A 9,476-nucleotide genomic window follows, 5' to 3' on the forward strand; every position below is an offset into this window, starting at 1 on the left:
AGAACTATGGTTAACATTTATGAAGAGAATAGGAGAGCCTGGGACGGAAGAACTGTTAAATCAGCTTATGGAAAGGAGTGAAACATTGAAGATGGCTAAAGAAATGTTAGAAAAGATATCTGCTGATGAAAGACTAAGAGAAAAATATTATGCTAGAGAGAAGGCTAGACGGGATGCCATATCTAGATTAAAATATGCAGAAAGAAAAGGAATGGAAAAAGGAATAGAAAAAGGGGCGGAAAAAAGGGAGATAGAAATAGCTGAGAAATTAATAAATATGGGCCTACCATTAGGGAAGATAATGGAGGCGACAGGATTAACTGAAAAAGAGATAAGAGAAATAGAATCAAAACAAAATTAGTTTAAAATATATGTTATAAATAATTTTATAAAAACAATGCTCCTTTCTAGAAAAATATCCAGAAAGGAGCATTTATATTAAATTTAAATATTTTTTTTCTTTAAAGCTACACCTAATATGACTAACATTAGTCCACTAATATAAAAGTTTAATTTATTACTATCACCTGTTTTAGGTAGCCCACCTTTAGGTTTTCCTTTTGGTGGCGTTGGCTTGTTAGGCTTATTTGGTTTTCCTGGAGTTCCCGGTTCCTTTTCTAATTTGGCTATTTTTTTCTCTGCTTCTTCCAGCACATTAAGATTTGTTACTAAGGCGCTTTGTGCCTCTGTTAATTTATCATAAGCTGCTCTTGCTGATTGTACTTTTTTCTTATCTTTTAAAGTTAACTTATCCAATGCCGGTAGCTTATTTATTTGATCTATTACTTTATTGGCTTCATTTTGATCTGTTTTTTTGATTAAAGCATTAATAGCTTTCTCTAAATTTAGTTTAGTTTCATCTATTTCATCTTGGTTTACGTTGTCTTTATTGTATATGTCTTTTGCTATATTTAAAGCTTTTTCTAATGCATTCCAGCTTTCTTTTGTATATTCTTCTTTATTTAAACTTTCGGCTTCAGTAATTATTTTTTCTAGTTCATCTTTATCAACCTTTGGTTGGTAGGTTAGACCATATCCAATTTCATATAAATTGCCTAAATCATTAACTTTTGGAATAGAGACTGGAAGTTTTCCAGTTGGATTTACTAAACCAAATATAGTATCTAGGCCTACAGGTATATTAATTGGAAGAGCTGCTTCTCCTTGTTGGGTTTGATCATATCCACTAGAACCATATATTGCTATATTAGCCTTCACATCTGGTAAATACGCTATATCATAAGGATTTCTTGAAGACATAGTAGCAAGTTTCTTATTTTTTTCATTAGCATATTGACTTGCTTCTATGGGGAATACAGAATTAGAATTTAAATTATATGTTTCCATAATAATATAGTCGGCAGAATCAATTTGATTCTTAATTTTATCAGTTAAGGACCCGTTACTGTATAGACTTTTGTCAATTGTAACATTTGTAACCCCTAATTTTTCTATTATATTATTCATTTCTAGTTCCATTAAATTTAGTCTATCTTGCTGATTAGATAATAGTAAAACTTTTTTTCCATTGTCTAAATTAAAAGGTAAAGTATTATCTTCATTTTTTATTAAAGTTACTGCTTTTTCTGCTGCTCTTCTTTCAATTTCCTTATGTTCTTTTGAACCCACAATAGTTTTGGCATTTGCTATTTTTTCATCTAATGATCTAGAGTCTTCTTTTCCTATAATATTTCTATTGATTTTTAATGTTAAAATTCTTCTAACAGACTCATTAATTTTTTCTTCACTTATTTCTCCAGAATTAACTGCATCTATTACTGCATTATATACTTTATCTAAATTTTCCACTTGGGATTCGTCCCAGACTATAGCTGGCATGAGTACTATATCTGCCCCAGCATTAATAGATCTTATTACTGCATCTTCTGGTCCGAAATGCTCTGTTATTGCCTGCATATTTAATGCATCTGTCACTACGACACCATTATAATTCATTTCTTCCCTTATTAGACCTGTTAAGATTTTTTGTGATAAAGTTGCTGGTATTCCAATTTCACTACCATCCTTTATAGATTCAGCTTTATCATTGTCTATAGCAGGAAGCACAATATGTGCAGTCATAATCATATCTATATTATTGTCCATTGCTGCTTGGAAAGGCTTTAGATCTATAGCTTCTAAAGTTTCTCTATCATGCTCTACAACTGGAAGTCCAAAATGTGAATCTGTTGCTGTATCTCCATGGCCTGGGAAATGTTTAGCTGTTGCAGCAACCTTAGAATTTTGTAATCCTTTAATATATCCAACTCCCATTTTAGAAACTAAATCAGGGTCAGCACCAAAAGATCTAATTCCTATAACAGGATTAGCAGGATTAACATTAACGTCTAATACTGGTGCAAAATTGACATTTATACCTAAGGAGTTTAATTCTGCCCCTATTGCTTCTCCAATTTCCTCTGCTAATTTTTGATCATTAGCTGCACCTAGGGCCATATTTCCTGGCATATTGGTTCCAGTTTGGAGCCTAGTAACAAGTCCACCTTCTTGGTCTATAGTTATAAGTAGTGGAATATCTTCAGAGGCTTCTTGTAATCCATGAACAAGCTTTACAGTTTGCTCTGTATTCGCAACATTTTCTCTAAAAAGTATAACGCCTCCTAAATGATATTCTTGAATAATCTTGGCTACTTTTTCATTCATAACGGTAAATGGTATAGGATTACCATTTCCATCCTTTCCCCAATTTCTAAAATCAGGCATGAACATTTGTCCCACTTTTTCTTCTAAGGTCATGTCCGCTATAATTTGGTCAACAGTTGCGCTAGCACTAACCCTTGATGATGGAAGTATCGATATTAATAGCATTAACACCCCTAAAAGAATTGAAGCTAGTTTCTTGTAAAAATTCATCCTTATCAACTCCTTTTGTTATTTTTAATAATATTTTAAAAAAGCTAATAAGGTATAAGAAGTCCTTATTAGCTTTTGCCCAGATTTGGTAACACGCTAAAATAAAATTGCTATTATGTTATATTTTATTTTTATAAAAGTTTTTAAATTTATATTAGTTATTAGTAGTATAGTTAAGAATGAAATATATTATACACTTATTAACAATTTACCCCAATTTCTTAAATATGTCAAGGAATAAAAGGGTAACAATGGTAATGAAAAAAATTTTAAAATTCTATTGACAAATAAAATAATAATTGGTATGCTTTTAGTAATTCATTACAATATATCATCAGGTGAGCAAATGTAATAGGGGGTTAAGTATGGATAGTTATAAAAATAGAGAGTTAGTAAAAGTTGCATATTATTATTACAAAAAAGAATTGACTCAAAATGAAATATCAAAAAAGATGGGCATGTCAAGACAAAGAGTTAATAGATTGTTGAAAAAGGCCCGAGAAAAGGGAATTGTAAAAATACAGATTGCAGATGTTGAAAAATATGATTTTGAATTAGAAACAAAATTAGAAGAAAAATTTAATCTTAAGGAAAGTGTAGTAACTTTTTCTATTGATGATGAAAACGTAACCTTAGACCTGGGAATAGCAGGTGCAAAGTACTTAGAAGAATTAGTAGAAAAGGGGGATATGATAGGGGTAACTTGGGGAAGAACACTGTCTGAAGTAGCCATGAGATTGTCAGACCATAAGGACTATGAAATGCCAGTAGTACAACTAGTTGGGGGAATGAATATTGCATATACAGCTTTAAAGCCTGATGAAATAACTAGAACTATAGCTGAAAAATTTGGAGGTACTCCCTATCTGTTATATTCTCCAGCAAGTGTTGAAAATAAAGAAACAAAGGATGCTATAATGTCTGACAATAGCATAAAGAAAACATTTAATATGATGGAAAAGTGTAATATCATTGTGGTGGGCATTGGAGAGCTTACTAAAGACAGTACTTTATATACCCAAAAATATTTTAATGAGAAATATATTAGCCATTTAGTTGAATTAGGCTGTGTAGGTGATATTGGATTTGGGTGGTATGACAAAAATGGAAATGTTGTAAAACATGATTACTTAGATAGGACTATAGGATATGATATTTTTGAAAACAAAAATGACGCTCTTGTAGTGGCAGTAGCAGGTGAAGAGAAAAAGTATGAAGCTATTTTAGGAGCACTAAGAGGAAATTTTATAGATGTATTAATTACTGATAGAAATATGGCACAAAAATTAGTTGAAACTTAATTTAAAATATCAATAAAATTAAATAATAATGGTGCATAAAGGAGGGGTAAGGAATCCTATTAAAATAGAGAATAAGACTTTGGTATTTTAGTGAAAACGTTGTACTAAATAACCATTTACAATATGAAATTTAAGGATTGGTTAAAAATAAGAGACTTTTAAGTAAAAAATTAAATTAGGGGGAAAAAACGTGAATAAAAAAAGTAATTTTACAGGATTAATGCCGTTAATAGTTTTTTTAGTATTATTCATGGGGACAGGAATTATAACAGGTGACTTTGGTAATATGCCACTGTTATTAGGTATGGTAATAGCTTCTGCATTTGCTTTATGTTTAGATAAGAAGGGAGAAGATACATCCTTAGAGAAAAAACTTGATATTTTTTCCAAGGCAGGTGGGGAACCAACTATTATATTAATGGTAGTAATATTTTTAATGGCAGGAGCATTTTACTCAGTTGCAGAAGAAATGGGAGCAGTTAGTTCAATGGTGAATTTAGGTTTAAGCATACTTCCTTCTAACATGGTATTACCAGGGTTGTTTATTGTAAGTTGTATTTTATCTTTTGCTATGGGAACATCTATGGGAACCATAACTGCAGTTGCTCCAATAGGAGTTGGACTTGCTTCACAAACAGGTCTTAGCCTACCTTTAGTATTAGGAACAGTTGTGGGAGGAGCTATGTTTGGAGACAATTTATCCTTTATTTCAGATACAACAATAGCTGCTACAAGGACACAAGGTGTAGAACTTAGGGATAAGTTTAAGGCAAATTTATTAATAGTATTACCAGCTGTAATTATTACAATAATAATCTTAGCATTTATACCTGTAACAAAGGCAAGTACGAAGGATTATGCATATTCAATAGTAGAGATACTACCATATATAGCCATTATAATTAGTGCTTTAGTTGGTCTAAATGTAATGTTAGTACTGGGAATTGGAATAGGGGTAGGTGCTATAATAGGATTAGCTTTAGGACACTTTAACTTAGTTGGGTTATTTGCAACATTACAAAGGGGTATGGAGTGGATGGAAGACTTAGCTATTATAGCTATTGTAGTTGGTGGATTAGTAGGTTTAATGGACTATTATGGAGGAATAGATTATCTACTAGAAAAAGTTACTGCAAATGTTAAAACTAAAAAAGGAGCACAATTTGGAATAGCAACATTAGTAAGTTTAATAGATATAGCTACAACTAACAATACAATATCTATTATAACAGCGGGACCATTAGCTAAAGATATATCTAAAGAATATGATATAGCACCTGAAAAAACAGCTAGTATACTAGATATATTTTCATCAGCTTTTCAAGGTTTAATTCCTTATGGAGGGCAATTGTTAGCAGCTGCAGGAATTGGAAAAATATCACCTGTGTCTATTGTTCCATTTTCAATATATTCAATGTTGATGATTATTATGGGAATTTTATCAATTGCATTAGGATTTCCCAAGTCTAAAGGAAAGAAAAAGGCACTTTAGAAAAAATAGTTTAAAAATTCCAAATAGTCAATTTTATCTAAGGGGCTAGGAACTGATTATGATTCACCCCATAAAAAATATTAAGTTATTAGCCACTTTAGATATTAGTTTATATTTGTTTTATTGAAGATTATAAAGATATTATCAAGGTATATAGGAGTTGATAATTTGTCTAAATTTGATAAACATTTTAAAATGGAAACTGATGATGTATTAGATTATATCAAGGGAAAATTAGATTTCTTTGACAAAGATGCCAGTTTAAAAGCTAAAGAAATTGGTGATGGAAATATTAATTATGTATTTAAAATATGGGATGAAAATACTAAAAAATCCATTGTTATTAAACATGCAGATATTCTTCTTAGAACCTCTGGTAGACCATTAGATGTAGATAGAAATAGGATAGAGGCAGAGGTTTTAAGTCTTCAAGGAGAATTAGCACCAGGATTAGTACCAAAAGTTTATAAATATGATCCTATTATGTGTGCTTTAGTTATGGAAGATATATCAGATCATGGAAACTTGAGAGAAGAATTGTTAGAAGGAAAAATATTTCATAAATTAGCAGACCATATTACTACATTTATGGTAAATACCCTATTGCCAACAACAGATTTGGTAATGGATTCAGGAGACAAAAAGGATAGAGTAGAAAAGTTTATTAATAAAGATTTATGTAAAATATCAGAAGACCTAGTATTTACAGAACCATATATAGATTATAAGGGTAGGAATATTGTATTAGATGAAAATATGGATTTTGTGAAAAAAGAACTTTATGGAGATAAAGATTTAATACTAGAAGTAGGAAAACTAAAAAATAACTTTATGAATAATACTCAAGCTTTAATCCATGGAGATTTACACTCTGGCTCTATATTTGTAACAAAGGATTCTATGAAAGTTATAGACCCTGAATTTGCATTCTATGGGCCAATAGGATATGACTTAGGAAATGTAATAGGAAATTTATTCTTTCCGTGGGCTAAAGCTTATGTAGAAAAAGACAATAAGGATATAGAGGAGTTCACAAATTGGCTTGGAAAGACAATAGAAAATATAGTAGATTTATTTAAAGAGAAATTTATAAAGCTTTACAAAGAAATAGTAACTGATGTAATGGCTAAGGAAGAATACTATATGGAATGGTATCTAAATTCTATACTTTCTGATGCAGCAGGTTCAGCAGGCCTTGAAATGATAAGAAGAGTAGTAGGAGATTCTAAAGTAATTGATATTACAAATATTGAGAATATAGAGGAAAGAGTAAAGGCTGAAAGGTTATTAATATTGTCTGGAAAAGAATTTATAATGAATCGTGAAAAAATGAAAATAGGTAAAGATTATATAGATATATTTAAAAATAATATGTAAATTAAAACAATTAAGGAGGACAATATGAATAAGGAAAGTTTAAAAAAATTAGGTTTTAGTACAAGAGCTATTCATGCTGGGTATGAAGATAATGAACATGGTGCATTAGCAACACCAATTTACCAAACATCCACCTTTATATTTGATTCAGCTGAACAAGGTGGTAATAGATTCGAGGGAGAAGAGGAAGGGTATATTTATTCAAGAATTGGTAATCCGACTAATACTCAGTTAGAGAACAAACTAGCTAATTTAGAAAATGCAGAAGCAGCTATATCCACGGCTTCAGGTATGGGAGCAATTACCTCTGCATTATGGACTGCCGTAAGTGCCGGAGACCATGTAATTGCAGCAAAAACGTTATATGGCTGTACCTTTGCCTTTTTAAACCATGGTTTATCTAGATTTGGAGTAGAAGTAACTTTTGTAGATACATCTGACCCAGAGAATGTAAGAAAAGCTATGAAAGAAAATACTAAATTAGTCTATTTAGAAACACCAGCTAATCCAAATATGACTATATCAGATATTAAAACTATATCAAAAATTGCCCATGAAAATGAAGAGTGTATGGTAATAGTAGATAGCACTTATTGTACACCATATTTACAAAGACCATTAGATTTAGGTGCTGATATAGTTGTTCATTCTGCTACTAAATATTTAAATGGTCATGGCGATGTTATTGCAGGCTTCGTCGTTGGAAGTCAAGAATTTATAAATGAAGTTAGAGAAGTTGGACTTAAAGACATGACAGGAGCTGCACTAAGTCCTTTCGATGCCTTTTTAATTAATAGAGGAATGAAAACTTTAGATTTACGTATGGAAAAACATTGTTCTAATGCACAGAAAGTAGCAGAATTTTTAGAGTCCCATCCAGCAGTAGAAACTGTTTTATATCCTGGACTAAAATCTTTTCCACAATATGAATTAGCAGAAAAGCAAATGAAATTACCAGGAGCTATGATAGCTTTTGAAGTAAAAGGTGGAATAGAAGCAGGTAAAAAGTTAATGGATACAGTAGAACTTTGTTCTTTGGCAGTTAGTTTAGGTGATGCAGAAACATTGATTCAACATCCTGCTAGTATGACTCATTCACCATATACTGAAGAAGAAAGGGCGGCAAGTGGTATTACAGAAGGTTTAGTAAGAATCTCTATTGGACTAGAAGATGCAGAAGATATAATTGCTGATCTTGATAAGGCCCTTAATAAATTAAATTAATAAAATAGATACCCACCATATTGGTGGGTGTTAAATTCTAAAGGATAAAGATATTTATTATATGATAATATTAATATACTATATGAAATAAAATTAATAGAACTTACAAGTTCCGTTATGGAAGGAGATTATACATGGAAAGAGCAGATAAAGATTTAGCTTTTGTATTAAGATATGAAAATGTAGCATGGTATGAAAATGGGAAAGTGAAAATATTAGACAGAAGAATTTATCCTACAGAAGTTAAATTTGTTACATGTAATACTCATGTTGAAGTTGCACAAGCCATTACTGATATGGTTACCCAAAGTGCTGGACCTTTTACAGCTGCTGGTATGGGTATGGCTTTAGCAGCTTATGAAAGTAGAAGTATGAGTAAGGATGAAATGTGGGAATATTTAAAGAAGGCAGGATATACCTTATCCCATGCCAGACCTACTACGGCAAAAAGAATGAGTCAAGTAACTGACGGATGCTTAAATGTTGCTAAAACTGCAATAGAAGAAGGTAAGAGAGTTGATGAGGCTATATTTTTATATACCATTGAATCATTAAATAGAAGATATTCTACTATGGAAAAGGTTGGAGGATATCTAGTTGATATGTTTCCCAATAAAGGTAATATTATGACCCAATGTTTTGGGGAAACAATTGTTGGCATGATGCTTAGAGGAGCTAAAAAAAGGGATAAGGATATTAAGCTATTTGTGCCTGAAACAAGACCATATTTTCAAGGGTCTAGGTTGACAGCAAGTGTGGCTTATGATCAAGGTTTTGATACAACTGTAATTACAGATAATATGCCAGCTTTTACTATGGTAAAAAATAAAATAGATTTATTTACTTCGGCGGCTGATGTTATATGCTTAGATGGACATATTGTCAATAAAATAGGAACTTATCAAATTGCTATTGTGGCTAAATATCATGGAGTGCCTTATTTTGTAACAGGAATTCCAGACCAAGGGCATGAAACTATTTCATCAGTAACTATTGAGGAGAGAGATCCAAAGTTAGTATTGGAAGCAAGGGGTATAAGAAACACACTAGATGGAGTAAAAGGATATTACCCATCTTTTGATATAACTCCTCCTCATCTTGTAAGTGGTGTAGTGACTGATAAAGGAATATATGCTCCCTATGACCTTCATAGATATTTTGAAACGGAAGTTGCTCAATATTATTAGAAAGTAAGTAGATAAATTTAG

The 9,476-nt window shown here is 31.4% G+C and carries 7 protein-coding genes; 6 read left to right on the plus strand and 1 reads right to left on the minus strand.

The genetic code is table 11. The annotated features are described in order from the left end of the window. On the plus strand, positions 1–361 hold a 361-nt coding region (locus VK071_07440; GenBank protein ID HLR35141.1), incomplete at its 5' end, for a hypothetical protein. A gap of 83 nt (positions 362–444) precedes the next feature. Here the strand turns inward: VK071_07440 and VK071_07445 are convergent. Continuing rightward, positions 445–2,874, minus strand: coding sequence for a glycoside hydrolase family 3 N-terminal domain-containing protein (locus VK071_07445; GenBank protein HLR35142.1), 2,430 nt, complete (start codon positions 2,872–2,874; stop codon positions 445–447). A 365-nt stretch (positions 2,875–3,239) separates the two neighbouring features. Between VK071_07445 and VK071_07450 the strand changes: the two genes are divergently transcribed. From VK071_07450 to VK071_07470, 5 genes are all read left to right on the plus strand, one after another. After that, positions 3,240–4,175: a sugar-binding transcriptional regulator gene (locus tag VK071_07450; protein ID HLR35143.1), complete on the plus strand. Its 936-nt coding sequence runs from the start codon at positions 3,240–3,242 to the stop codon at positions 4,173–4,175. Positions 4,176–4,365: 190 nt separating this feature from the next. Next, entirely contained in the window at positions 4,366–5,667 is a 1,302-nt protein-coding gene (locus VK071_07455) for a Na+/H+ antiporter NhaC family protein (protein ID HLR35144.1), read from the plus strand. Between the two features lie 168 nt (positions 5,668–5,835). Continuing rightward, positions 5,836–7,044, plus strand: coding sequence for an S-methyl-5-thioribose kinase (mtnK, locus tag VK071_07460; GenBank protein HLR35145.1), 1,209 nt, complete (start codon positions 5,836–5,838; stop codon positions 7,042–7,044). Positions 7,045–7,068: 24 nt separating this feature from the next. Beyond that, positions 7,069–8,268 (plus strand): methionine gamma-lyase, encoded by a 1,200-nt coding sequence (gene megL, locus VK071_07465; protein ID HLR35146.1) that lies wholly within the window; start codon positions 7,069–7,071, stop codon positions 8,266–8,268. A 134-nt stretch (positions 8,269–8,402) separates the two neighbouring features. Then, positions 8,403–9,455, plus strand: a complete 1,053-nt coding sequence (locus VK071_07470) for an S-methyl-5-thioribose-1-phosphate isomerase (protein ID HLR35147.1) — start codon at positions 8,403–8,405, stop codon at positions 9,453–9,455. Positions 9,456–9,476: the final 21 nt, after the last annotated feature.

The organism is Tissierellales bacterium (assembly GCA_035301805.1).
In the GTDB taxonomy this organism is placed as follows: domain Bacteria; phylum Bacillota; class Clostridia; order Tissierellales; family DATGTQ01; genus DATGTQ01.

Coding starts and splice junctions, on each gene's coding strand:
- VK071_07450 (HLR35143.1), top strand. CDS start 3,240: ATGGATAGTTATAAAAATAGAGAGTTAGTAAAAGTTGCATATTATTAT.
- VK071_07445 (HLR35142.1), bottom strand. CDS start 2,874: ATGAATTTTTACAAGAAACTAGCTTCAATTCTTTTAGGGGTGTTAATG.
- VK071_07470 (HLR35147.1), top strand. CDS start 8,403: ATGGAAAGAGCAGATAAAGATTTAGCTTTTGTATTAAGATATGAAAAT.
- megL (HLR35146.1), top strand. CDS start 7,069: ATGAATAAGGAAAGTTTAAAAAAATTAGGTTTTAGTACAAGAGCTATT.